The organism is Parasphingorhabdus marina DSM 22363 (assembly GCF_900128895.1).
Taxonomy (GTDB): Bacteria; Pseudomonadota; Alphaproteobacteria; order Sphingomonadales; family Sphingomonadaceae; genus Parasphingorhabdus; species Parasphingorhabdus marina.
This window is the reverse complement of sequence record NZ_FSQW01000002.1, coordinates 1,117,353-1,139,913: the sequence shown is the minus strand read 5'-3', so window position 1 is coordinate 1,139,913 and position 22,561 is coordinate 1,117,353. Positions and strand designations below refer to the sequence as shown.

The 22,561-nt window shown below is 57.6% G+C and carries 22 protein-coding genes; 15 read left to right on the top strand and 7 right to left on the bottom strand.

Features of this window, described 5'->3' with window-relative positions; genetic code table 11:
- Positions 1-36: 36 nt before the first annotated feature.
- From BUQ90_RS15225 to BUQ90_RS15185, 9 genes are all read left to right on the top strand, one after another.
- Positions 37-564 (top strand): DUF1993 domain-containing protein, encoded by a 528-nt coding sequence (locus tag BUQ90_RS15225; RefSeq protein ID WP_074205970.1) that lies wholly within the window; start codon positions 37-39, stop codon positions 562-564.
- Entirely contained in the window at positions 561-1,007 is a 447-nt protein-coding gene (gene nusB, locus BUQ90_RS15220; RefSeq protein WP_074205969.1) for a transcription antitermination factor NusB, read from the top strand. The genes BUQ90_RS15225 and nusB overlap by 4 nt, the downstream gene beginning before the upstream one ends.
- A gap of 84 nt (positions 1,008-1,091) precedes the next feature.
- A complete protein-coding gene (gene thiL, locus BUQ90_RS15215) occupies positions 1,092-2,027 on the top strand; it encodes a thiamine-phosphate kinase (RefSeq protein WP_074205968.1) in 936 nt (311 codons plus the stop codon).
- Positions 2,028-2,189: 162 nt separating this feature from the next.
- Positions 2,190-4,307 carry a sodium-translocating pyrophosphatase gene (locus BUQ90_RS15210; RefSeq protein WP_074205967.1) on the top strand — a complete coding sequence of 706 codons (2,118 nt, stop codon included), beginning with the start codon at positions 2,190-2,192 and terminating at the stop codon, positions 4,305-4,307.
- Positions 4,308-4,473: 166 nt separating this feature from the next.
- Entirely contained in the window at positions 4,474-5,691 is a 1,218-nt protein-coding gene (locus tag BUQ90_RS15205; protein ID WP_084192729.1) for a GNAT family N-acetyltransferase, read from the top strand.
- Positions 5,692-5,696: 5 nt separating this feature from the next.
- Positions 5,697-6,560, top strand: a complete 864-nt coding sequence (locus tag BUQ90_RS15200; RefSeq protein ID WP_074206474.1) for a transcriptional regulator — start codon at positions 5,697-5,699, stop codon at positions 6,558-6,560.
- 98 nt (positions 6,561-6,658) lie between these two features.
- Positions 6,659-6,973 carry a putative quinol monooxygenase gene (locus BUQ90_RS15195; RefSeq protein ID WP_074205966.1) on the top strand — a complete coding sequence of 105 codons (315 nt, stop codon included), beginning with the start codon at positions 6,659-6,661 and terminating at the stop codon, positions 6,971-6,973.
- An 88-nt stretch (positions 6,974-7,061) separates the two neighbouring features.
- Positions 7,062-7,460 carry an MAPEG family protein gene (locus BUQ90_RS15190; protein WP_074205965.1) on the top strand — a complete coding sequence of 133 codons (399 nt, stop codon included), beginning with the start codon at positions 7,062-7,064 and terminating at the stop codon, positions 7,458-7,460.
- A 105-nt stretch (positions 7,461-7,565) separates the two neighbouring features.
- Positions 7,566-8,129, top strand: coding sequence for a hypothetical protein (locus BUQ90_RS15185; RefSeq protein WP_074205964.1), 564 nt, complete (start codon positions 7,566-7,568; stop codon positions 8,127-8,129).
- Here BUQ90_RS15185 and BUQ90_RS15180 read toward each other — a convergent pair.
- The gene (locus tag BUQ90_RS15180; RefSeq protein ID WP_084192728.1) at positions 8,126-10,663 is read right to left on the bottom strand and encodes a TonB-dependent receptor plug domain-containing protein; all 2,538 of its coding nucleotides are present in this window, start codon (positions 10,661-10,663) and stop codon (positions 8,126-8,128) included. The genes BUQ90_RS15185 and BUQ90_RS15180 overlap by 4 nt on opposite strands.
- Before the next feature lie 221 nt (positions 10,664-10,884).
- Here BUQ90_RS15180 and infA point away from each other — a divergent pair, with 221 nt between their 5' ends.
- The 6 genes from infA to BUQ90_RS15150 are packed head-to-tail and all read left to right on the top strand — an operon-like array spanning position 10,885 to position 15,924.
- The gene (gene infA, locus BUQ90_RS15175) at positions 10,885-11,103 is read left to right on the top strand and encodes a translation initiation factor IF-1 (RefSeq protein ID WP_066742521.1); all 219 of its coding nucleotides are present in this window, start codon (positions 10,885-10,887) and stop codon (positions 11,101-11,103) included.
- 17 nt (positions 11,104-11,120) lie between these two features.
- A complete protein-coding gene (locus BUQ90_RS15170) occupies positions 11,121-11,690 on the top strand; it encodes a Maf family protein (RefSeq protein WP_074205963.1) in 570 nt (189 codons plus the stop codon).
- Entirely contained in the window at positions 11,683-12,693 is a 1,011-nt protein-coding gene (locus tag BUQ90_RS15165; protein ID WP_084192727.1) for a ribonuclease E/G, read from the top strand. Before BUQ90_RS15170 ends, BUQ90_RS15165 begins: the two co-directional genes overlap by 8 nt.
- Before the next feature lie 46 nt (positions 12,694-12,739).
- Complete coding sequence (gene maiA / locus BUQ90_RS15160; protein WP_074206471.1) at positions 12,740-13,375, top strand: maleylacetoacetate isomerase; 636 nt, start codon at positions 12,740-12,742, stop codon at positions 13,373-13,375.
- On the top strand, positions 13,372-15,471 hold the full coding sequence (locus tag BUQ90_RS15155) for a TonB-dependent receptor (protein ID WP_074205962.1): 2,100 nt from the start codon (positions 13,372-13,374) through the stop codon (positions 15,469-15,471). The genes maiA and BUQ90_RS15155 overlap by 4 nt, the downstream gene beginning before the upstream one ends.
- A 9-nt stretch (positions 15,472-15,480) precedes the next feature.
- Positions 15,481-15,924, top strand: a complete 444-nt coding sequence (locus BUQ90_RS15150; RefSeq protein WP_074205961.1) for a MarR family winged helix-turn-helix transcriptional regulator — start codon at positions 15,481-15,483, stop codon at positions 15,922-15,924.
- Positions 15,925-15,977: 53 nt separating this feature from the next.
- Here BUQ90_RS15150 and BUQ90_RS15145 read toward each other — a convergent pair whose 3' ends face one another.
- Genes BUQ90_RS15145 through cpaB form a run of 6 tightly spaced genes read right to left on the bottom strand, consistent with a single transcriptional unit; the run spans position 15,978 to position 22,516 of the window.
- Entirely contained in the window at positions 15,978-16,991 is a 1,014-nt protein-coding gene (locus BUQ90_RS15145) for a type II secretion system F family protein (RefSeq protein ID WP_074205960.1), read from the bottom strand.
- 16 nt (positions 16,992-17,007) lie between these two features.
- Positions 17,008-17,979, bottom strand: coding sequence for a type II secretion system F family protein (locus tag BUQ90_RS15140; RefSeq protein WP_074205959.1), 972 nt, complete (start codon positions 17,977-17,979; stop codon positions 17,008-17,010).
- A 42-nt stretch (positions 17,980-18,021) separates the two neighbouring features.
- The gene (locus tag BUQ90_RS15135) at positions 18,022-19,305 is read right to left on the bottom strand and encodes a CpaE/TadZ family protein (protein WP_074205958.1); all 1,284 of its coding nucleotides are present in this window, start codon (positions 19,303-19,305) and stop codon (positions 18,022-18,024) included.
- Complete coding sequence (locus BUQ90_RS15130) at positions 19,305-19,907, bottom strand: CpaD family pilus assembly protein (protein WP_074205957.1); 603 nt, start codon at positions 19,905-19,907, stop codon at positions 19,305-19,307. Before BUQ90_RS15130 ends, BUQ90_RS15135 begins: the two co-directional genes overlap by 1 nt.
- Before the next feature lie 21 nt (positions 19,908-19,928).
- Positions 19,929-21,557, bottom strand: a complete 1,629-nt coding sequence (locus BUQ90_RS15125) for a type II and III secretion system protein family protein (RefSeq protein WP_074205956.1) — start codon at positions 21,555-21,557, stop codon at positions 19,929-19,931.
- Positions 21,557-22,516: a Flp pilus assembly protein CpaB gene (cpaB, locus tag BUQ90_RS15120; RefSeq protein WP_074205955.1), complete on the bottom strand. Its 960-nt coding sequence runs from the start codon at positions 22,514-22,516 to the stop codon at positions 21,557-21,559. The genes BUQ90_RS15125 and cpaB overlap by 1 nt, the downstream gene beginning before the upstream one ends.
- Positions 22,517-22,561: the final 45 nt, after the last annotated feature.

Genomic DNA, 22,561 nt, shown 5'->3' with positions numbered 1-22,561 from the left:
CCGGAGTGATGCTCCGGAAGCAGAAAGAAACAATCCATGATGATCTCACTTTATGACGCCGTCATTCCATCACAGCTTCAGATCATTGATGCCGTGCGTGCGCTGGTAGACAAGGCCAGGGCGCATTGTGAAGAGACTGGAACGGCACGGGAAGAAATTATCGGAGCACGCCTGATCGCCGACATGCAGCCATTCTCTTACCAGGTAAAATGCTGCCGCGAACATTCGCTCGGTGCGATCGACGCCGTCAAGGAAGGCGTCTATACACCGAGCCTGGTTGCACCGGCTGACAGCTGGGAGGGCCTTTATGAATATCTCGATGAAGCGCAGGTGGGGCTGGAGGCGATCAGTACCGAGGAAATGGCCAGCTTCGTGGGCAAACCCATGGAATTCCGTTTCAAGCAAACCGTGATGCCATTCACGGCCGAGAATTTCCTGCTCAGCTTTGCCCAGCCAAATTTCTATTTCCATGCGACAACGGCCTACGATCTCCTTCGGGAGCGCGGTTTTGCGATTGGCAAGATGGATTTTGTCGGTCGTCCGAGAATTGCGAACCCGGCATGACCGCAAAATCCTCTTCCCGTTCCGCCGCCCGGCTGGCAGCCGTGCAGGCCTTGTTCCAGCATGACATGGAAAAGACTCCCATCCCGAAACTGCTGAAGGAGTTTCATGATCACCGCCTGGGCGCAGAGATCGAGGATGACCAGTATCAGGAGGCAGAGGTCGCGTTTTTCGATGATCTCGTCACCGGAGTGGACCAAAAACGCGACGAAATAGACGCGCTGATCACCGAAAAGCTGGCATCCGGCTGGTCTATGGGGCGTCTCGACAAAACCATGTTGCAAATTCTGCGCTCTGGCAGTTTTGAATTACTCATGCGGGAGGATGTTTCGACCGCAGTGGTCATCGACGAATATGTCGACGTCGCCCATGCCTTTTTCGACCAGAAGGAAAGCGGCTTCGTCAACGGATTGCTCGATGCAATTGCCAAAAAGGTGCGTGGCTGACATATTTCCCGTGCCTTCCGGCAAGGGGAATGGTTTTGTTGGTATCTGATGTGGGGCACATCCTTTTGTATTTAAGGGGCCCAATTGACTGAACTGGAATTTATTGACCAGCTGAAGAAGCTGGCCACTCATCCTGCTGCACGCGGACTATGTGACGATGCAGCCGTTATTCCCTTTGGCCGCCACAAGCTGGTCATGACCCATGACATGCTGGTCGAAGGTGTCCATTTTCTTCCCGAAGCCGATGCCGCCGATGTGGCGTGGAAGCTGGTTGCGGTCAATCTGTCGGATCTCGCGGCCAAAGGCGCCAAGCCGATGGGCGTGCTGATGGGTTACAGCCGCGGGAACGACGACATCTGGGACGCGGCCTTTGTCCGTGGGCTCAAGGAAGCACTGGCCAGTTTCTCGGTGCCCTTGCTCGGCGGCGATACGGTGTCTTCCGGTGAAAATGGCCGCCGGACCATGGGACTGACCGCTTTTGGCGAGGCACGCGGCCATATCGTACCCGCCCGTTCTGGCGCTGCACCGGGGCACAGTATCTACGTGACCGGGAATATCGGCGATGCCTGGGCCGGACTGCAGCTGGCATCCGGAACGGCACAAGCAGCAGATTTCGAGATTTCCGCTGCGCTTTTGAAAGCGCATAACCGACCTGCACCGCGGCTGGAGGACGGCCGGGCGCTTTCGCCGCTGGTCAGCAGCATGATGGATATCTCCGATGGCCTGCTGCTCGATGCCTCCCGGATCGCCGATGCGAGCAATGTCCGCATGGAGATCGATCTCGGTGAAGTGCCCTTGTCCGAACCATTTGTCGCGGTTTTCGGGGAGAGCGAGGATGCCCGCATGAAAGCCGCCACCGGCGGCGACGATTACCAGCTCCTCCTGACAGCCAGTCCCGAGACGGTATTGCCCACAAAACTGACGAAAATTGGCCAGTGCCGGGCCGGTTCCGGCGTTTCTCTGGTCCAAAAGGGAGAGGAGGTCGGCCTGCCCGCTTCTCTTGGCTTCGTCCACGCCTGACCGTTAGCCCCCTTTTTGCGGACGCGGCAAAGGTGGCCGACCTTGCGGTAAACCGTGAAAATCAGGGGTTGCACCGCTCCCGGTTCCCGCCCTATAGCCTTGCCGGTCGACGTCCCGATCAAACGGGGCGTTTTGTTATAAAAACCAGGGGGAGAGCAGCACATGAATGTTGTCACCATTTCAATATTATGTGGCTTACTGGCCGTTTTATACGGTTTCATTACCAGCCGCCAGGTGCTCGGGGCACCGGCAGGCAACGAAAAAATGCAGGAAATTTCCGGCGCGATTCAGGAAGGGGCACAAGCCTATCTGAACCGCCAATATACCACCATCGGCATTGTCGGTGTCGTGGTTGCTATTGTGGTTGGCCTGTTTCTGGGCGCCATTTCAGCCATTGGTTTTGTGATTGGTGCGGTTCTCTCAGGGGTTGCGGGCTATATCGGAATGAACATTTCGGTCCGGTCCAACGTCCGGACGGCGCAGGGCGCAGCGGAAAGCCTGCAAACCGGCCTGACCGTTGCGTTTCGCGCAGGTGCGGTCACCGGCATGCTGGTCGCTGGCCTGGCGCTTCTCGCTATCTCGATCTTCTACTGGGTCCTGACCGCGCAAATGGGCATGGCTCCCAATGACCGTGTCGTCATTGAAGCGCTAGTTGCTCTGGCCTTCGGCGCTTCGCTGATTTCGATCTTCGCCCGTCTCGGCGGTGGTATCTTCACGAAAGCCGCGGACGTCGGCGCCGACCTGGTCGGCAAGGTCGAAGCTGGTATTCCCGAGGATGACCCACGCAACCCGGCGACGATTGCCGACAATGTCGGCGACAATGTCGGTGACTGTGCCGGCATGGCAGCCGACCTCTTCGAAACCTATGTCGTGACCGTCGGCGCCACCATGGTGCTGCTGGCGCTTCTGGTTGGCGACCTGGTCGGTGCGGAGATGCTCGGTAACCTGATGGCGCTGCCGCTGATCATCGGCGGGGCATGCATCATCACCTCGATCATCGGTACCTATATGGTCCGGCTTGGCGGTGGAACCAACATCATGGGTGCGCTGTACAAGGGCTTCATTACAACCGCCGTGTTGTCGATCCCCGCGCTCTACTATGTGACATTCCGGACGATCGGTGACATGAACACCGTGATCGGTGTGGGTGTCGATGGCACGGGTGGCTTTACCGGCATGGCGCTGTTCTGGTGCATGATGGTGGGTCTGGCTGTGACCGGCCTGATCATCTGGATTACCGAATATTACACGGGTACCAACTATCGTCCGGTCCGTTCGATTGCGAAATCGTCCGAAACCGGTCACGGCACCAACGTGATCCAGGGTCTGGCGATCAGCCTGGAGTCCACGGCGCTGCCGACTCTGGTCATCGTGATCGGTATCATTGTGGCTTACCAGCTGGCCGGCCTGATCGGTCTCGGCTTCGCGGCAACCTCGATGCTCGCTCTGGCAGGCATGGTCGTGGCGCTTGATGCCTATGGCCCGGTCACCGACAATGCCGGCGGTATCGCCGAAATGTCCGGTCTGGATCAGAGTGTTCGTGACAAGACGGACGCGCTTGACGCTGTAGGTAACACCACAAAGGCCGTGACCAAAGGCTATGCCATTGGTTCCGCCGGTCTTGCCGCTCTGGTTCTGTTCAGTGCCTATACCGCCGATCTGGCGATCTTCTTCCCGAACCTCGAAGTCAGCTTCAGTCTGGAGAATCCTTATGTGATTGTCGGCCTGTTGCTCGGCGCGTTGCTGCCCTATCTCTTCGGAGCGATGGGCATGACCGCTGTGGGTCGGGCGGCCGGTGACGTGGTTGTCGACGTCCGGGACCAGTTTGCCAAGGACAAGGGCATCATGGACGGCACATCCCGTCCTGATTATGCCCGGACCGTGGATCTGGTGACCAAGGCGGCGATCAAGGAAATGATCGTTCCTTCACTGCTTCCGGTTCTGGCACCGATCATCGTCTATTTCGCGATCACGATGGTCGCGGGTCAGGCGAATGGTTTTGCCGCTCTTGGTGCCCTGTTGCTTGGCGTGATCGTCGGCGGCTTGTTCGTTGCACTGTCAATGACAGCTGGCGGCGGCGCATGGGACAATGCCAAGAAATATATCGAAGACGGCAATCATGGCGGCAAGGGCAGCGAAGCCCACAAGGCAGCCGTGACCGGCGATACGGTTGGCGATCCCTACAAGGACACCGCTGGCCCGGCCGTGAACCCGATGATCAAGATCACCAATATCGTGGCATTGCTGCTGCTCGCTGCTCTGGCGCACGGCGCAGTGTAATCTGACCGACATACTGGTTTGAACAAACCCCGCCGGAAGCGATTTCGGCGGGGTTTTTCTTTATTTGGCTGTTCCCATACGCCCGCCAATCGGCGTTAATCGGATATTACCCAATTTTTGCTAGCTGTTCTGGCTCGAAGAATTGCATTTTTGGGGCAACAATATCATGGATGCAGGCGGGTTTCAGGGCAGACCAGAAGCGACGGACATGTTTGCGCATGACAATCGCGTCTGCCTGATTTCCTCGGCCAGCGCCGAACTGCGCCCCATTGCAGAAATTGATGCGGCGCTCCGCCCGGCCTGGCAAAAGCTGGCTGAACACGCATCGGAGCCCAATGTTTTTCATGAACCCTGGTTGCTCGAACCGGCACTCCAACATTTTCGCACCAATCCCGATTTGCACATGTTCCTGTTCTGGGCCGGTGTTCCGGACAAGACCGATCTGATCGGTCTGCTTCCTGTGGGCCCCAGCCGTCTGTTTGGCCGCTGGCCGATTCCGCATGTCCAGAACTGGGTGCATCACAATTGCTTTCTGGGAACGCCGCTCGTCCGCAAGGGGTTCGAAAATCAGTTCTGGACCGCTCTGTTTGATCAGCTCGACAAGGTATCCTGGCCCGGGTTTTTTCACATTAATGGCCTGACAATCGGCGGTGCGGTTGATGACGCGATGCGGGCGGTATGTGCGCGTCAGAAGCGGCGCTGCGATCTGGTGCACAGTGAAGTGCGAGCCCTGCTGCAGAGCGATCTCGATCCGGACAGCTATTACGCCAGCACCGTGCGCGCCAAGAAGCGCAAGGAGTTGCGGCGGCAGGAACGACGGTTGGCCGACCAGGGAGACGTTCAGGTGATCCGTCATGAGGATGCAACGGATCTCGAGGCATGGATTGAAGAGTTTCTCGCGCTGGAACGTCGCGGCTGGAAAGGGCGTCAAGGCTCGGCGCTCGACAGCTGGGCGGAAACCCGGCAGTTTTTTGTGGAGACGTTGCAGGGAGCCGCTGCTACCGGTCAACTCCAGCGCCTGGACCTACGGCTTGATGGCAAGCCGCTGGCGATGCTGGTCAATTTTCACTCAGGGGAGGGCAGTTTCTCCTTCAAGACGACATTTGACGAGGATTATGCGCGCTTTTCTCCCGGCGTGCTGCTGCAGCGGGAGAATCTCGGAATTCTGGACAATCCCGCCATATCCTGGATGGACAGCTGTGCGGCGGAGGATCATCCGATGATTGACAGCCTGTGGTCCGGTCGGCGCCATGTCGGACGCTTTTCGGTGGAGCTGAAAGGCCTGTCACGAACCGCCCTGTTCCGCGGTGTGCGACTGGGCGAAGAATTCATGGCCCAGATCAAGGGCCGCAAAACTGGTGATCCGGCGGAGAAAAGACAGTGAACCAGATTTCCTCATCCGACCAGTTCCAGCGGCAGGTATTTGACGAGAAGGCCCGCAGCCAGTTCGCCCGATGCTATCCGGAGCAACCCCATTTGCTGGATCACCATCTGGCAGAACACAGCTTGCTGACGCTGGATGCACTGGCCAGACTGGGCACATCACTGCCCGGGACCAGCGTCGAGTATAATCCGGGCGATCTGCCGGTGGGCATTGCGCCGGAAGATGTTCCAGGCAACGGCATGACGATTGCCGACACCATCCTGATGATCGAAAATTCGGCCAGCTGGGCGGTGCTCAAGAATATCGAGCAGGTCCCGGAATATGAAGGGCTTCTGATGGCGCTGCTGGAGGAGATCCGGCCTCTGCTTGAGGCCCGGACGGGCAAGATGCTCAAGCCACAAGGCTTTATTTTCGTGTCGTCGCCGGGCGCGATGACACCCTATCATTTCGACCCGGAACACAATATCCTGCTGCAGCTGCGTGGTGAGAAGTGGATGACCACCTTTCCGGCTGGCGATCCCCGCTATGCACCCGATGAAGTGCATGAAGGCTATCATCTTGGCGGCCATCGCAATCTCGTCTGGCAGGACGCGTTCGAAGCCGAGGGAACCAGGCACCATCTGACGCCCGGCAACGCGATTTTCGTACCGGTCATGGCCCCGCATTTCGTCCGGGTGGGCGAGACGCACAGCATCTCGCTTTCGATCACCTGGCGCAGCGACTGGAGCTTCGCAGAGGCCGATGCACGGGCATTCAACGGCTGGCTGCGAAAGCGGGGGGGCTCGCCAACTGCTCCGGGGCGTTATCCCGAGCAGAACCGGGCAAAGGCTCTGGCATGGCGCGTGCTACGAAAGCTGGGGGTTGGTTAGGCGCTTTCGGCGGACTAGAGTTCGGATATGGCTCCTTGCGTATTCTGCAAACATGATATGTATGGCCTGACTTCAATGACGCGGGTTGCAACAATCTCATGATCATCATCTCGGCGACCATTTCCACCACCTCAGCCAATCGCGACGCGATCATCGCCCTTTGCAGAGAGCACAGCGCGCGGTCGCGTGCTGAATCGGGCTGTATCAGCCACCATATTCACGCGGATTGCGAAGATTCGTCTCGTCTGTTTTTCCATGAGGAATGGCAAGATGCTAAGGCCGTTGCGGCCCATTTTGCAGTACCGGAATCGCGGGACTTCGTGAAACAGCTGACATCCCTCGTCGGGCATCGGCCCGACATGCAAATCTGCCGGGCGGAGACGATCTCACCGGCCGATCTAGCTAGACCATGATTGCTCGCCTGTCCTTACCCGCGCGGTAATTGGTTCTGTTTCTCTGAAGGTTTAATCCACTCCGAAACACCGGAGGAGAAACCAGATCATGACGTTCGAACTCGCGGTCGCTGGCTGGCTGACCATCATCTACATCGCACTTGTCATGCTGCAGGGCGGGCTGGTACCGGGCCGGCAGGGTTTTGCCTGGGGGCTGGGCAGCAGGGACGAACTGCCTGAAAAATCCATATTCCAGCGCCGCGTTGACCGCACCGTCGCCAATCATGGTCAGGCCATGCTGATGTTCGTCCCGCTCCTCGTTCTTGGTGAACTTGCAGGTATTTCAAATGACATGACCCGGTTTGCAGCCGGGTTGTTCCTGACGGGCCGGCTATTTTTTGCGCCGCTTTATCTGGCTGGCGTGGCCTATTGGCGGTCGGCTGCCTTTGGACTGACCCTGATCGCGATGGTCATGTTCCTTGGTCAGTTGTTGCCGGCGATGATTTGATCGTCTTTGTCGAAAGCCATGGATCCTTGATCGTAGCGCCGTTGCGGGAGAGTTTGCGGCAAAGCATGCTGCAATCAGGAAAAACTGTCTGTTGGGGAGGCAATCATGAAAAACCAGTTACTGATCGCGATGTGCACGGTGGTGCTGGCCAGTCCCGTTCTGGCCAGCGACAAGGAAAAAGGCACGCTGGCCGATGTCGGAATGGACAAGACCGATGGCTGCATGACCGGGCCGACAGCACAATTTGGCCGCTATGTCGGAGACTGGGATATTGCCGACGAAACCCTGTCCCAGGATGGCAAGACCTGGACCAGGGGGCCAGGCGCCCGCTGGCACTTCACCTGTGTCGGAAACGGGACGGCCATTCAGGACTTCTGGATGCCCAATGGCGGTGGATTCGGCACCAATTTGCGCATGTATGACAAGGACAAGGGTGCTTGGGACATTGCCTGGACCAACAAGGGCAATACGGCCATGGCGCATATTTCCGCGGTTCAGAATGCCGACGGTCATATCGTGATGCATTTTGTTGCGCCAAAGCCGAACCCGGCACGCCGGATCACCTTTTTCCCGCCGGATGAAAATGGCTGGAACTGGCAGCTGGAAATATCCACCGATGGCGAGAAGAGCTGGCGCACAGTCTACCGGATCAAGGCAACCCGGCGCTAGAAGCGTTTGCGAAAGCTGATCTCGAAATAGCGGCCTACCGGATCGACAAAGCCGGGCTGATAGCTGAGCGGCACCACGCCGCTGGCGTCGCGAACGGTCTGGATGTCGTCGAACAGATTGTCGATCCGCAGGGCAATCCGGCTGTTTTGCAGAAATTTGACTTTTTCGGTCAAATTGCCGCGATCATTGAGATTGACGAACATCCGCAGATTCAGAGTGGTCAGGTCGGAGAAGCGCAGGTCCGAACCGGTCAGGCCACCATCCACCCGTGTGGAACTGACATGCTCGCCGCGTACCCGAAATCCGATGCCCTTGTTGAACCAGCCACCGGACAGCTCGAACTTGTGCCTGGGAGTCCCGCCATCCGAACCGGTTGCGGAACCGTCCAGCAAGTCCAGTTCCTGCACCCCGGGGCGGATCAGGATACGGTCTTCCAGATTGACCGTGTGATAGAGTGTGACGCGCCAGCGCCCGCCGGGTCTGCGACCTCCGGGCCGTCCGCCGCGCCCGCCCGGACGGGCATTTTGTTGCGGCCGTCCGGCGGAGCGGCTTTCGCTGCCGGGAGGTGGTGTTTCGTCCGCATTGGGTCCCCGTTCCCTGCGTGGCCGACCTCCTGGTCTGTTGCCCCGCCGCTGGCCGAAGCGTTTCGAAAATGTGAATCCGTAACGGATATTGTCGCTACGAACGGTGCTGTAACTCACGGGCCGCCGGTCAATCGCTATCAGTTGCCCGGTGCCGTCACGGGTCACCCGGTCCGGGAAAGCGGCTTCAATTTCCGGCGTGAGCAGCGGAAAGGACGACGCCACATTCGTGCTGTTGGTGCGATTATATTCCGCCAGCAGGGTGAGGTCATCCAGCCATTCCGGCCGATAGTTCGCGGCCAGCTTGATATCTCTCCGCTTCTCGGCAGGCAGCGCGAAATTCCCTCCGGTGGTGATGTCCACCAGGACCGTTTCGCCATTGGTGAAATCAAAGACCGTGACATTTGGCGTGACAATCAGCGGATTGCCGAGCTGGGTGATTTCGGGAGCTGCATCCTCGCCGATCGCGGTGGCACTAAACACCAGGCCATTGAGGGGCTCCCAGTTGAGGCCAAAGCCAAATTCGACCAGGCCGCCAAAATCGGACAGCTCGCTATATCCCAGATTGCCGTTGATCGAGAGTTCGCCAATCGCGTCTTTCACATCGATATTCTCGTCCGCCAGCGGGATATCGATATTGATCCCGGTGCTGAATATGTCGCGGCTCAGTTTGTTGCGCGTTACGATGCCATCCGTGATGTCCCGGCTGTCGAGCGAATTGCGGTCATACCCCCCACGCAATGTGGTTGTAAGGGGGCCAGCAGGCAGCATGAACAGCGTGCCGGAAGCGGTCGCTTGCGTATCAATGTCCCGGCTCACAGATCGCGCGCGATCCGTCCGGCCGGGGCCGAGCAGGGAACCAATGCCGTCGGCAAAGGGATCCACGGTACCGGCATCGACTGCGGCCTGCAGCGCGCCGGTATCCCCGGACTGGTCGGTGTCAGTATCCTCCCGCGTGTAGACATATTCGCCCGTCAACGACCAGCGCCAGTCCGAAACCGTGCCGTTGAGCGCGAAGCCTGCCTGACCGGTATGGGTTTCAACCCTGCGCCTTAAAGCCCCCAGTTCCGGGAAAAAGCGCTCGACGGTTTCATCTGCCGGAGAAACGGCAAAAGGACTGCTTGCCGGAACGGCCAGACTGGCACCGGCGAGCCCCCGCAAGGCTCTTGATTGTTCAAACTTATAGTCCCCGTTCACGGAAAGTGCGGTGCCATTTTCGAAGGTCCGGCTGTAGTTGCCGTTAAACTCCAGCGTCTTTTCTGCCGGAGCGAGCGTACGAAACTGCCCGAGATCGACGGCCGCGCCTGCATCGTCCTGAACAATACCGCGTTCGGCTTCGGTGATCGCCCCGTTTTGCTCATATTCCAGATTGAGATTGATCCGGCTGTTCTTGCCGATGCGGGTCAGATTTGACTCATATTCCTGATAGGTCTGGCCACCGCGTTCGGGCAGGCCGGCCTCGGCCTCGAGACTGAAGCCCGTATAATCCTCCTTGAGGATGAAGTTGATCACCCGCTGATCGGGCCGAAAACCATATTGGACGGCCAGTTCTTCGGGAAAAACCTGGACGTTTTTGATGGCCTCGGGCGGCAGATCGCGAACTTCCCGAAATCCGGAGGTGCGCTGACCATTGATCAGCACGACCGGACGTCCGCTGCCGCGTCCCCGGCTGGAACTGGTCTGGGAGGAAATGGCTTCCAGCAGGTCTTCCACCGAGGACGCCCCGAAACTGTCAATATCCCCGGCATCAAGCTCCAAAACCGGCGGGATGTCGGTGACAACAGAACCGCGCGGAAACTCTGCGATTACGACGATGTCATCATCCGGATTCACGTCATTTCCATCCGACTGCGCCAGGCCGGGTGACGGCAGAAAGGCGAGCGAGGCAAGGCCTGCGGCCTTCAACATCCGCCGGTCGACGATATCGGGAACAACGCTGGTGAATCTTGGCATGGGAATCAGTCAATACTCGGAACAGGTTGGGGCGGGATTGGTGATGCCTCAGGGTGATTTGCGGAACAATCCTTTCCTTGTAACAAATTGTCGCACTGCTCACCCGGAATGGCACGCAGTTCATCAAGTCCTTCCCTTTTTCCCGGTTTCGGTTTATGGCGCGCTGAAATAGTTCAAAAAGGCGGTGTTTCCCGCCGACAGACAAGGATAAACAGGGCCGAATGGCAAAAGAAGAGTTATTGGAAATGAAGGGGATGGTCCGCGAACTGCTCCCCAACGCTATGTTCCGCGTAGAACTGGAAAATGGTCACGAAATACTGGGCCACACTGCCGGCAAAATGCGCAAGAACCGTATCCGTGTGCTGGTGGGCGACGAAGTCCTCGTGGAACTGACACCCTATGACCTGACCAAGGGTCGTATCACCTATCGATTCAAGTAACCGGTTCGGGAGCACGCGTGCGGCTGGTTCTCGCCTCTTCAAGTCCGCGCAGGCGCGAATTGCTCAGCCGGCTCGGAGTCAAGCCGGACAGAATAGTTTCTCCCGATATTGACGAAACCCCGCACAGGGGAGAATTGCCGCGCGACTATGTGGTGCGGATGGCAGAGGAAAAAGCGACAGCGATTACCCGCGAGACAGATGAAATTCTTCTGGCCGGAGACACAACTGTCGCGGTGGGCCGACGCATTTTGGGCCAGGCCGTCGATCAAAGCGAGCAGCGCCGGTTTCTGGAACTGCTCAGCGGACGCCGGCATCATGTCCTGTCCTCTGTCTGTATCATCGACCGCGAGGGAACCGCCCGAACGCGGCTTTCCGACAGTATCGTCAAATTCAAGCGGTTTCACCCGCAGGAAATAGATGCCTATGTCGCGTCGGGCGAAGGCGAGGGCAAGGCGGGCGGTTACGCCATTCAGGGGCAGGCCGAGGCCCTGGTCCTGAAAATCTCGGGTAGCCATAGCGGAATCATGGGCCTGCCGCTCTACGAAACCCGTAATCTTCTGATCGCTTCGGGTTACCCGCTTGTCTGATCCCGATACATTCTGGATTTACGAATCCGGGATCGGCGAAAACCGGGCGATGCTGGTTAGTCAGGGCGTGTGTGCGAAAATCCGGATCGAACGACCAGGTGACGCTGCCCGGTCTGGTGATGTTCTGGATGCAAAATTCCTGCGGCAATGGGTGCCGGGCCAATCCGGAATCGCCGAACTGGATGCTGGCGAGCAATGCTTGCTGAGTCCCTTGCCCGGCGGATTGACCGAGGGCCGCACGGTCCGGATCCGGATCGTCCGGTCGGCCATGCGGGAACAGGCGGGGCAAGCCAAGCGCGCGCTGGCGCGTCCGGCTGAGCCGGGTACCGCGTTGATGCGCGGTCCCGATCTGCTCGAGCAGATCGATACCGACGATGTCGAGATTCGCCAGGTGGCCGCACATGATGCCGATTTGCTCGGCGCGCATGGCTGGCACGAAATTGTTGAGCAGGCCGAAACCGGCCGGGTCGCATTTGCGGGCGGCACATTGCTGGTATCACCGACTCCGGCCATGACCGTCATTGATGTAGACGGCACATTGCCCGCGGCGGAACTGGCGAAGAAATCGGCTGGCGAAGTGGCCCGGCTTCTGTCGCGGCTGGACATAACCGGTTCCGTCGCAATTGATTTTCCGACCCTCGAATCCCGGGCCAGCCGCGCCGAAGCTTTGGCGGAATTCGACCAAAACATGACTGAAAATTGCGAACGCACCGCCATAAACGGGTTCGGGCTGATGCAGGTCGTCAGCAGAAAAACAGGACCGTCCGTTCTGGAACTGCTGCAGTCCAACCGGACAATAAGCGCAGCGTTGCAGTTGCTGCGACTGGCAGAACGAACGGTTGGAACCGGTCTGCTGGTGTTGGAACTCCATCCCGCGGTTGCTACCTGCCTTCGCAGTGAAGATTCATGGCTGTACGAGTTGCAGAAGCGCACCGGTCGACCTGTGGAATTGCGCACAAGAGGGGAACTTCCCATTCATGGAGGTCTCGCCAGTTCCGGCTGACCGAACCGGGCTTGCAATTTCCTTTCCGCCTCTGCACAAGCCGCGGATGACCGATACCATTCTTTATGACTACTGGCGCAGCTCGGCGAGTTACCGGGTACGGATTGTCCTCAATCTCAAAGGCATTTCGCACCAGTTGCGCTCGGTGAATCTGCTGGAAGGCGAGCAGCGCGATGTGGCCTATCAGGCGATCAATCCGCAGGGCCGGGTACCGACACTGTCCATTGATGGCCAGGAAATCACCCAGTCACTGGCGATCATTGATTATCTGGATGCCACGCGCCCGGATCCGGCGATGCTCCCGGCGGAACCGGCAGATCGGGCGCAAACACTGGCACAAGCTCTCATCGTTGCCACCGATATCCACCCGATAAACAATATCAGTGTCGGCAATTATCTGAAAAGTGAATTTGGCGCAGATGGAAAAGCCGTGGTGACGTGGATGCAGCACTGGATGACAACCGGCTTTGCCGCACTGGAACAGCTGGCACCGGCCGATGGCCTGTTTGGGGGAGAACAGCCAAATCTGGCAGATGTATGCCTGATTCCGCAGATGTATAACGCGCGGCGATTTGATACCGACCTGACGGCTTTTCCAAAGCTGGAGCGGATTGATGCGGCCTGCAATCAGATCTCCGCGTTTCAGAACGCGCACCCGGAGGCAGCAAAGTCAGCCGCATGAAAAAACAACTTCTCACATTACCGCTTCTGGCGGCGAGCGCTCCTGTTTTGGCACAAGATGAGACGACCGCCGGAGCCGAAGTTCTGGTTGGGGTGCCGGAGAGCATCATCATTGTCGAAGGCCTGATCAGCACCTTTACCACCGACACATATTCCTCACAGACCATTGTTGTGGACCGCAATCAGCGGCTGGAAAACAGCCTGCGCCCGGTTCCGGGTCTGCAACAGTTTCGCCGATCTGATGCGCGATCAGCCAATCCCACGAGCCAGGGCATCACCTTGCGCGGGCTGGGCGGAAATGCCTCGTCACGGGCCTTGCTGCTGCTGGATGGCGTGCCGCAGGCCGATCCGTTTGGCGGCTGGATTTCATGGCCCGGATATGATGCGCTGCCCATTGCGTCTGCCCGGGTGCAACGTGGAGGTGGTAGCGGTTCCAACGGGCAGGGGGCCTTGGCGGGAACCATTGAACTGGTCAGCGCCGATGTCGGGGACCGGATCGAACTGGGTGCGGCCTATGGCAGCCGAAACAGCGTCGACGCCGACCTGCTTTTTGGCCGGGAGCTGGGCAGGGGACAGTTGACCATTTCTGCGTCCTATGCGCGGGGTGATGGATTTACGCCCATTGTTGCCAGTCAGCGTGGCACGGTTGATCGTCCGGCTGAATATGAGCAGGCAGGGCTGGCCGTGCGTTATGTTGCGCCGGTCAGCTACACAACCGAATTGCAGACCAGTGTGCGGGTTTTTACGGATGATCGCGAACGCGGATTTGCGTTCAGCGAGAATCACAATGACGGCGCGGATGCCAGTATTCGTCTGGTGAACCGGACAACGGGTGACTGGCAATGGTCGGCGCTTGGTTATGTCCAGATCCGCAATTTTGACGTCAGTTTCGGCGGCGTTGCGGCGGACCGGAACAGCGTCAACCGGGTTTTCGAGCAGTTCAATGTCCCTTCGATCGGTCTCGGCGGACGCTTTGAGGTGCGACCACCGGTTGGAGACAATGCGGAACTGCGTATCGGTGGCGACTGGCGCCACACGGAAGGGACAACCAACGAGAATTTCTTTTTTCTCGACAATGATACCCCGCGCCGGAGCCGCAGAGCTGGCGGCAACACCTCGACCTATGGCGCATTTGTCGAGGGCAGCGTCAGAGCCGCCGACAACTTGACGTTGACGGGCGGTAGCCGGATCGACTTCTGGTCAATTGATGACGGCTTCCGGCGAGAAATTGAACTGATCTCGCCCTTTCCGGGGTCTGTGCGAACAGATGCCAGTTTCGCCTCTCGCAGTGGCAGCGAGTTTACGGCGCGCGGGGGGATTGCCTTCAACGCGAACCGTCAAGTGACATTGCGGGGTGCGGCCTATCTCGGCTGGCGCCTACCAACGATCAACGAACTTTTTCGCCCGTTTCGCGTTGGGCCCGATGCCACGGCGGCCAACGAAATGCTGACGCCAGAACGCGTCAAGGGCGCCGAACTGGGGCTCGACTGGAATGACGGACGGACAAAGTTCGGAGTGACGCTGTTCTACAATCAACTGGACGATGCCATCGCCAACGTGACTCTCGACTCCGGGCCAGGCGTCTTTCCCGGCGTTGGTTTCGTTTCCGGCGCAGGTGTCTTCCGGCAACGGCAAAATCTGGATTCCGTGGAGAGCAAGGGAATTGAGATTGATACGCGCTTTGACCTGGGCGCCTTGGTGGAGAAGCTCTCGCTGCAAGCTTCCTGGTCCTATGTTGATGCGGAAGTGAATGCTTCCGGGCTGGCGGCCGCGGTCGATCAGCTGCGCCCGGCACAAATTCCGGAACATGAAGCAAGTGCATCGCTTGACTGGAGCCAGGAAAATGGAACGGCTGCGAGTATCTCCGTGCGTTATACCGGCAGCCGGTTTGAGGATGACCAAAACAGCCGGTCACTGGATGGTGCGTTCACAGTCGATGGCCGGCTGGCCTACGCCGTCACGGAAAAATTGTTGATCGAAGGACGGGTCGAGAACCTGTTTGACACGGAGGTGCAGGCGGCGGTGAGCAGCTCAGGAATTGTCGAACGTGCCTTCCCGCGAACATTTTGGGTTGGACTTCGGGCAAAAATTGAATAAATATTACCCATGGTCACCAATTTAGATGATTTTATTCCATACCAGCTGTCCACTGCGTCCAACGCGGTGAGTGACCTGATCGCGCGCGAGTATAAAAGCCGCTTCGGCCTGAAGATCCCTGAATGGCGTGTCATGGCAGTCCTGGGAAATCGCGGCAATGCCACGCAGCGACAGCTGGTGGAAGCCACCCTGATGGACAAGGTAACGGTGAACCGCGCGGTGAAGACGCTAGTCGACCGGGCTTTGCTCGGGCGCAGTCCGAACAGTGCCGATGGCCGTTCGCATCATCTCATGTTGAGCGATACCGGTCGTGACCTGTACGACCAGATCATGCCTGCTGCCGAGACAATGGAAAAGAAAATCATGTCTGTCCTGTCCGATGGGGAGCAAAAGCAATTGTCTGCCTTTCTCGGGAAAATCAAACAATCTGCTGACGATATCGCTTCCGGATAAAAAAAGAGCGGCTGTTGAAAGCCGCTCCCTTTTTGTTTGATTGCCTGTTTCCGCTAAAGCAGGGCGTCGGAGATCGAGCAGGCTGCCGGCCCGAGGATCACGATAAACAGCACTGGCAGAATGAACAAAATCAGTGGAATAGTCATGATCGCTGGCAGGCGGGCCGCTTTTTCTTCGGCGCGCATCATGCGATCATTCCGGAATTCTGCCGACAGGACACGCAGGGCCGAAGCCAGCGGCGTACCGTATTTTTCAGTCTGGATCATTGTTGTCACGACGCCTTTGACATGCTCGAGAGCAACGCGATAGGCGAGGTTCTCAAACGCCTGGCGACGTTCGGTAAGAAAACCCAGTTCGATGGATGTCAGCGAGAATTCGTCCGCCAGTTCAGGATAGGCATCACCGAGTTCTTTCGAAACCCGCGCAAATGCCGAGTCAACCGTCAGACCGGCTTCCGCACAAATGACCAGAAGGTCAATGGCGTCCGGCAGACCTTTGCGAATGAGATCGGTTCGCTTGGCAATGAGATTACCGACATAGACGTCTGCGCCCTTGTAACCGGCAATGGTGGCACCGGCGAAAACACCGAATTTTTGAATCGGCGAATAGTCCGGAAGATAACCAAGGCCATATATGGCCAGGGCCGCACCCCCGCCGAGCACGATCGGAAGAACGAGCCGGCTGAAAATGACTGCATAGGCCAGATCTTTGGAGCGAATTCCCGCCTGAGCCAGCTTTTGCTGGGCTTCGGACAGCTGGTCATCCTGCAGGACTTTCATCGACTGCAATATGCCGCGCATCCTGTCGGTGGTGTCATTCTGACGGACGATCTTCGCACGCTTCTTGGTAGTCGAGGCCGTGATTCCGGCCTTGAGCTGCTCGCGGCGTTCGTTCAGGGATTTGACCCGTTTGGCCATGGGATCGCGGACCGTGACGGCGGCATAGATTGCAAAGCAGACGGCCATCGTTGCGACGGCGGCCAAAATGGTTGCCACCCAGAGCACATCAATGCCCAGCAACGTTGGTCCACCCGTCGTAGCGGCAGCAGCAATAGCTAAATTTGTCATATTCCCTGCTCCCCGCCTAGATTTCGAAATTGACCATTTTGGCCATGATGAACACACCGATGCTCATCCAGGTGAGTCCGCCAAGTCCCGCGATGATCAACCGTTCTTCATAGAAAAAGCCGGCGATGTAGTTGGGATTAACCGACCAGACGAGGCCGAAAACGATGAATGGCAAGGAACCCACGATATAGGCTGAAGCCTTCGATTCCGAAGACATGGCCTTGATTTTCAGCTTCATTTGTCCGCGCTTGCGCAGAACATCGGCCAGATTGGACAGGGTCTCTGCCAGGTTACCACCGGTCTCGCGCTGGATCGCGATGGTGATGCAGAAAAACTTGAATTCCGGCGTGTCGAGGCGCTTGGCACTTTCCTGGAGTGCATCCTCCATGGTGTTACCGATCTTGATCCGGTCAACCACCTTCTGGAATTCTTCTCCGACCGGCCCCTCGATTTCTTTCGCAACAACGCCGATGGTCTCGGTGACCGGCAAACCGGACCGCAAACCACGCACCAGCAGCTCAATGGCGTCGGGAAAATTGGCAGTAAACCGGTTGACTCGCCGGCTGATCAGAAATCCGACCACCAGATGTGGCAGCCCGATGCCAACTGCCAGTCCGACAAACAGGCACAGCAAAAGGGGTGCACCGTTGACGAACAATCCTGCTGCGGTGAGCAGAAACAGACCCAGACACACATATACAAAGTGCGAGATTTGCCAGTCATTGCCAGTCTTTTCGAGCCGGATGGCCAGCGCTTCCATACGGGTCATGTTGTCGCCAACCGGACGCCGTTGCTTGCGACGCGCACTCAGCGCCTTTTTCATTTGCGCTTCAACCTTGACGTTGGCGCTGTCGGAGTGGCGGAACTTGACCTGATCGAGCCTCTTTGCCTGCGCCTTGGCCTGCGACGGACCGGCAAATGCAAAGATGAGCAGCAGCAGGCACGCCAGGGTTCCTGCTCCGATAATCGCTACCTGCATTATGTCCATTGCTTAGATCCCCAATTTCAAAAAAATGATGGTACAGGCCGCTTATTCAGCGTCCTGTTCCACCGCTTTTTTCTTGGAAGGCAGGAGCGACTTGATGTTCAGTTTGTCCATCAGCGACGCTTTTGCCTGTCCGCCTGTCTCGTCTTCATTGCCGTCAACGGCTCCAAGCACCTGATCAGCCAGTTCCACGATTTTCGCGGAAGCCTTGCTGGACTTGCCAGCTTCGACAAAGGCCTGCCCGAGCTTGGCCGCCTGTGCGGCAGTCTTCGGATCTGCAGGAATGACAATGTCAATCTTGCGTTCGATCGATGCTTCGAAATCCTGTCTGGAAATTTCGAGGCCACCCGACTGCACCTTGTTGGCAACCACGATCACCTTGCTTTGTGCAGCGTGTGATTTCAGCCAGGACAGGAGACGGATAGCGTCTCGTGCGGAAGCAAGCGTCAGCTCCGTCACGATGACGGTGGCATTCACATCACCCAGAAGGTGCGGATAACTGATCAGCATTTCCCGCGGGAGATCGATGACGGTGCATTCAAAAGCTGCCCGAAATTCTTCCTGCAGCTGGAAAAATGCCGTGCCGTCAGTCATCATTGGCGAATTAATCGGTGCCTCGGCGGAAAGCAGAGACAGTTTCTCATTTGCCTTGATCATGGCCCGTTCGATGAACAGCCCGTCAATCCGGCTTGGGTTGTCAATAGCATCGGTCAGTCCCCGGCCCGGTTCGAGGTCCAGCGCAAGCGCACCGGTTCCGAAATGGACGTCGAGGTCAAGAAGTGCCGTGAGACGTTCGCGATCCTGGCTCAGCAACCATGCGAGAGAGGTCGCAATCGTAGAGGCACCTACGCCGCCACGGGTTCCAATGACCGCCGTGGAAACATGGGGCTTCTCGCTTGCTACCTCATCCGTTTTTGGTGCGTTGAGCACGGCATTTGCCTGGCTCAGAACATCACGCAGCTGTTCGGGACTGAATGGCTTGAGCAAATAGTCCTGCAGGCCGCTGACGATAAGATCGCGGTACAACCGAACGTCATTGACCTGGCCCATGGCAACAACAACAGTTCCGGGTTCGCATACTTCAGCCAGCGAGTTGATATCGCTCAGCGGGTCACCTGATTCCGACAGATCGACCAGCAGGATGTTCGGACTTGCAGCGACCGACAGCGATTGCACGGCATTGCGAAGTCCGCCCTTGTGACATTTGTCCACGGGCCAGCCCATTTCTTCGACAACGGGCCGGAGAATATCCAGTGTATCGTCGTCGCATACATAGGCGGAGAACAGGTCCCGGCCGTTAATTGATCCTGGTTTCCAAGGAGCGTTCATTATTGGTCTCCCACTTTACGTTCGCGATAGGCCCGGATGGCTTTGGAAGCCTGGGTCTGATTGACGCCATCAGCCGCATTGCCGCGGACCAGATCTTCCGGATCCGCGATCATGGCAGCCATTGTGCTGTTGATACCGCAGCCGTAATTGGCACTTGTTCTGCCCTGAAAATCGGTATGACTGCGATGGCTCCAGTCGGGACATCCCGGCACGCTTGCCGTGGATCGCGAAACAACAACCCGGACGGTTCCGGCCGGCACATTGCCTTCGGTTACCGGTGCGAGATCATTGATCAGCAGACCATATTCTGCAGCCAGAGCTTCTACGGTGGCCCTGGCACTGGCGCTGGCGCCAAAACTGGGATCGTCAATAGATACGCGATCACCATATCCGAGTTCGAGAGCGTCAAACCAGCCAGCCAGCCGAGCCCTTTCGGACGCCGGGATGGAGCCCGCTCCGTCCATGTTCATGTCCAGCACGAAATGGGATCGTTCAACAACCGGTTGGTGAACGCTGTCAACCGAGCGATTGGCGGTTGTGCTGCCACAAGCCGACACAGAAAGTCCGACGGCGGTGACTAGGGCGATGGAAACAAAACGCATGATATCTTCTCCTGGTCGGACTTAGTTATCGAAGCTGAATCCTGGAGCTGCGCCCCCGGATTTGCCGTTCTTTTTGGCGGTTTTGGTTTTTGCAGGTGCTTCAAGACTGCTGATGGCCGGTCCGCTTTCGACGGGAGGAGCAACGGTCGGCTTCGGCCGGTCTCCGGTGCCCGTCGAGGTATGACGGTTCATGAACACCCGCTCAAAGTCGTTGGCCTGCTTGAACCCGTCTGTCGGCAAGACAATCTGATTCTCGCTGACCGGTTTCACCAGATATGGTGTGACCACGATCATGAGTTCGGTTTCATTTTTCCGATAACCGTCGGATTTGAACAGGTTGCCAATCACCGGAACGTCCGCGAGACCAGGGGTCTTGTCGACAGTCGAGCTGTAGCTGTTCTGCATCAGACCTGCGATCATGAAGCTTTCGCCTGATCCCAGTTCGACGGTGGTTTCCGCTTCCCGGGTGGAAATTGCGGGAATTTCAAAACCGTTGATCCGGACCGCACCAGCCGAAGACAGTTCCGAAACCTTCGGAGCTACACGGATCGAGATCCGGCCATTGGACAATACGGTTGGTGTATAGGAAAGGCTGACACCGAAATCCTGATATGTGACGCTAACTTCGCCAAAACCCGAAGATTGCGGGATCGGGAAACGTCCACCAGCCAGGAATGTTGCGGTTTCCCCGGATATCGTTGTCAGATTTGGCGACGCAAGGGTCGTAACCAGTCCAACGCGTTCGGAGATGTCGAGGGCTGTGGAGATATCAAGCCCAAAAAGACGTCCGGCAGCCTGAATGGTGTTCAAGCCCGAAGACTGATTAAAATTGAACTGCGTTCCGCCCGGCGTTACAAATTGTCCCGTGTTCGGGTTGAACGGCAGCGAAATGGATCCGGTGGGTAATCCGAAAAGACTCGATGCATCCAGATTCGGAAAAGCGCTGGTGTCGAAGTCCGTTATCGTGCCAAAGTTGCGGCCGCGAGACAGACCGAACAGAAAACCGCCGGTATTGTCGCGGGTCAGAACGTTGCCGTTGATTTCCTTGGCCAGCGTCCGGCTGACTTCGGCAAAACGGACCTTGAGGTTGACCTGCATCGGGGTCGCGGTTTTCAGTCGGCTGACCACGCGTGTGTCATCACCCACATAGGCCTGAACGAGGTTTTCTGCTTCTTCCGCGTCATCCGGATCGGCAATTGTACCGGTCAGCAGGACAAAATTATTGGTTGTGCTAACGGCAATGTCAGCGCTTGGCATGGCAAGCGAGAGCATCTGGTCGATGGAAGAGATTTCCGCACCGATCACTGCGATTTCAGCAGAATACACAACCCGGCCAGCGGCGTTTGTGGCATAAAAGCTGGTTTCCCCGCTCCTTTTGCCGAAGATGTACAACTGACGCGGCGAGCGTACCTGAACATCGGCAATTCCATTCTCGGCAATGAAGACATCCTCAACTGCAGCTGGAAGAGTGACCAGCTTGCCGCGGCTGACGGCCAGAGAAATCCGGGAGTTTGGCTCAGTGATCTTTGCGGACTGTGCCTGCACCGGAACCGCGCTGTTGGCAGCGAGGGCCATGGCCAGGGCTGCAGCAATTGCAGCACCAATGGCCTTTTTGGCAGGACGGCCTTGTGTGTTATAATGGATGGTCATTATTTGCCTCCGAACTCAACTTCAGTGACCGCGTTACCGCGTGACACCCGGACGACAGGTCCTTTTGGTTTCTGAGCCTCCGGCAACTGCGGAGGAGTGCGTGATTCAAAGCGAGAGACCTCACCGCCGGTAGAATAGGTTGATTTCTTCGCGGTAGGACGAGCGGCCAGCGACTTGATCAGCGCGGCTTCTTCGTTCGGGTCATCTGTTTCAGGCAGCTTGACCTCACCGGAAGCAATGGCCTGCTCAAGTTCCGCATGGCTGTCCGCCAGCGACCGGAGAGAAACGCTCAGCGTCCCCAGAGTCTGCGCGACAGCAATTTTCTCGGCAATTTTCGGTGTGGCTTCCAGCGTAACCAGCTTGGTTTTTGTTGCTACAGTTTGCCCAGCTTCATTGGTTCTGGAAGTGACCCGGTTATCGGTGGCAAGAACACGAACGTTTCGGATGACCGTTTCGGAAACCTTCATTTCCGGACCTTGTCCCTTAACAGTCTGAGTCAGCATCAGGTCAATACGATCTCCGGGAAACACGAAGCCGGCGACACCGGTCAGACCGGAAACCGGAATGGTGACGGCACGCATGCCTGGCCCAAGAGCCGCTGCAAGGAAGCCGCGGTCGCCCGGGCTGACAATTGCTCCGCGTGTCAGAGGCTGGCCGGCAGTGATGGCATTGCGAACGACAGTACCGTTCAATGCATTCACGTCTGTGCCTTCCTTCTGATAATAGGCCTCTTCAACCAGTTCTTCCGGCCAGGGCTGGAAGCGGAAACTTTCCGGTGTGATGATGGTGCCGACCGGGAGAGCCCGTGTCGCAACAAGTACCTCTTCACCGGCAATCTCTACCTTCTGGGCTTCTGCCTGAGGGGCTGATGCACCGGCAAACATGTTCCGGGCGAGCAAGGCCGTGACCGCAGCCACAACCAGCGCACCGATAAGTAATACTAGTTTCTTCTTGTCCATGACGTCTCACGCCTCCTGAATGCCCCACCTGTTTCGATCATTCGA

What these genes read in the sequence shown, in the direction of transcription:
- BUQ90_RS15225 (WP_074205970.1), top strand. Translation starts at nt 37, where the DNA reads ATGATGATCTCACTTTATGACGCCGTCATTCCATCACAGCTTCAGATC.
- nusB (WP_074205969.1), top strand. Translation starts at nt 561, where the DNA reads ATGACCGCAAAATCCTCTTCCCGTTCCGCCGCCCGGCTGGCAGCCGTG.
- BUQ90_RS15210 (WP_074205967.1), top strand. Translation starts at nt 2,190, where the DNA reads ATGAATGTTGTCACCATTTCAATATTATGTGGCTTACTGGCCGTTTTA.
- BUQ90_RS15205 (WP_084192729.1), top strand. Translation starts at nt 4,474, where the DNA reads ATGGATGCAGGCGGGTTTCAGGGCAGACCAGAAGCGACGGACATGTTT.
- BUQ90_RS15195 (WP_074205966.1), top strand. Translation starts at nt 6,659, where the DNA reads ATGATCATCATCTCGGCGACCATTTCCACCACCTCAGCCAATCGCGAC.
- BUQ90_RS15190 (WP_074205965.1), top strand. Translation starts at nt 7,062, where the DNA reads ATGACGTTCGAACTCGCGGTCGCTGGCTGGCTGACCATCATCTACATC.
- BUQ90_RS15185 (WP_074205964.1), top strand. Translation starts at nt 7,566, where the DNA reads ATGAAAAACCAGTTACTGATCGCGATGTGCACGGTGGTGCTGGCCAGT.
- BUQ90_RS15180 (WP_084192728.1), bottom strand. Translation starts at nt 10,663, where the DNA reads ATGCCAAGATTCACCAGCGTTGTTCCCGATATCGTCGACCGGCGGATG.
- infA (WP_066742521.1), top strand. Translation starts at nt 10,885, where the DNA reads ATGGCAAAAGAAGAGTTATTGGAAATGAAGGGGATGGTCCGCGAACTG.
- maiA (WP_074206471.1), top strand. Translation starts at nt 12,740, where the DNA reads ATGACCGATACCATTCTTTATGACTACTGGCGCAGCTCGGCGAGTTAC.
- BUQ90_RS15155 (WP_074205962.1), top strand. Translation starts at nt 13,372, where the DNA reads ATGAAAAAACAACTTCTCACATTACCGCTTCTGGCGGCGAGCGCTCCT.
- BUQ90_RS15150 (WP_074205961.1), top strand. Translation starts at nt 15,481, where the DNA reads ATGGTCACCAATTTAGATGATTTTATTCCATACCAGCTGTCCACTGCG.
- BUQ90_RS15145 (WP_074205960.1), bottom strand. Translation starts at nt 16,991, where the DNA reads ATGACAAATTTAGCTATTGCTGCTGCCGCTACGACGGGTGGACCAACG.
- BUQ90_RS15140 (WP_074205959.1), bottom strand. Translation starts at nt 17,979, where the DNA reads ATGGACATAATGCAGGTAGCGATTATCGGAGCAGGAACCCTGGCGTGC.
- BUQ90_RS15135 (WP_074205958.1), bottom strand. Translation starts at nt 19,305, where the DNA reads ATGAACGCTCCTTGGAAACCAGGATCAATTAACGGCCGGGACCTGTTC.
- BUQ90_RS15130 (WP_074205957.1), bottom strand. Translation starts at nt 19,907, where the DNA reads ATGCGTTTTGTTTCCATCGCCCTAGTCACCGCCGTCGGACTTTCTGTG.
- BUQ90_RS15125 (WP_074205956.1), bottom strand. Translation starts at nt 21,557, where the DNA reads ATGACCATCCATTATAACACACAAGGCCGTCCTGCCAAAAAGGCCATT.
- cpaB (WP_074205955.1), bottom strand. Translation starts at nt 22,516, where the DNA reads ATGGACAAGAAGAAACTAGTATTACTTATCGGTGCGCTGGTTGTGGCT.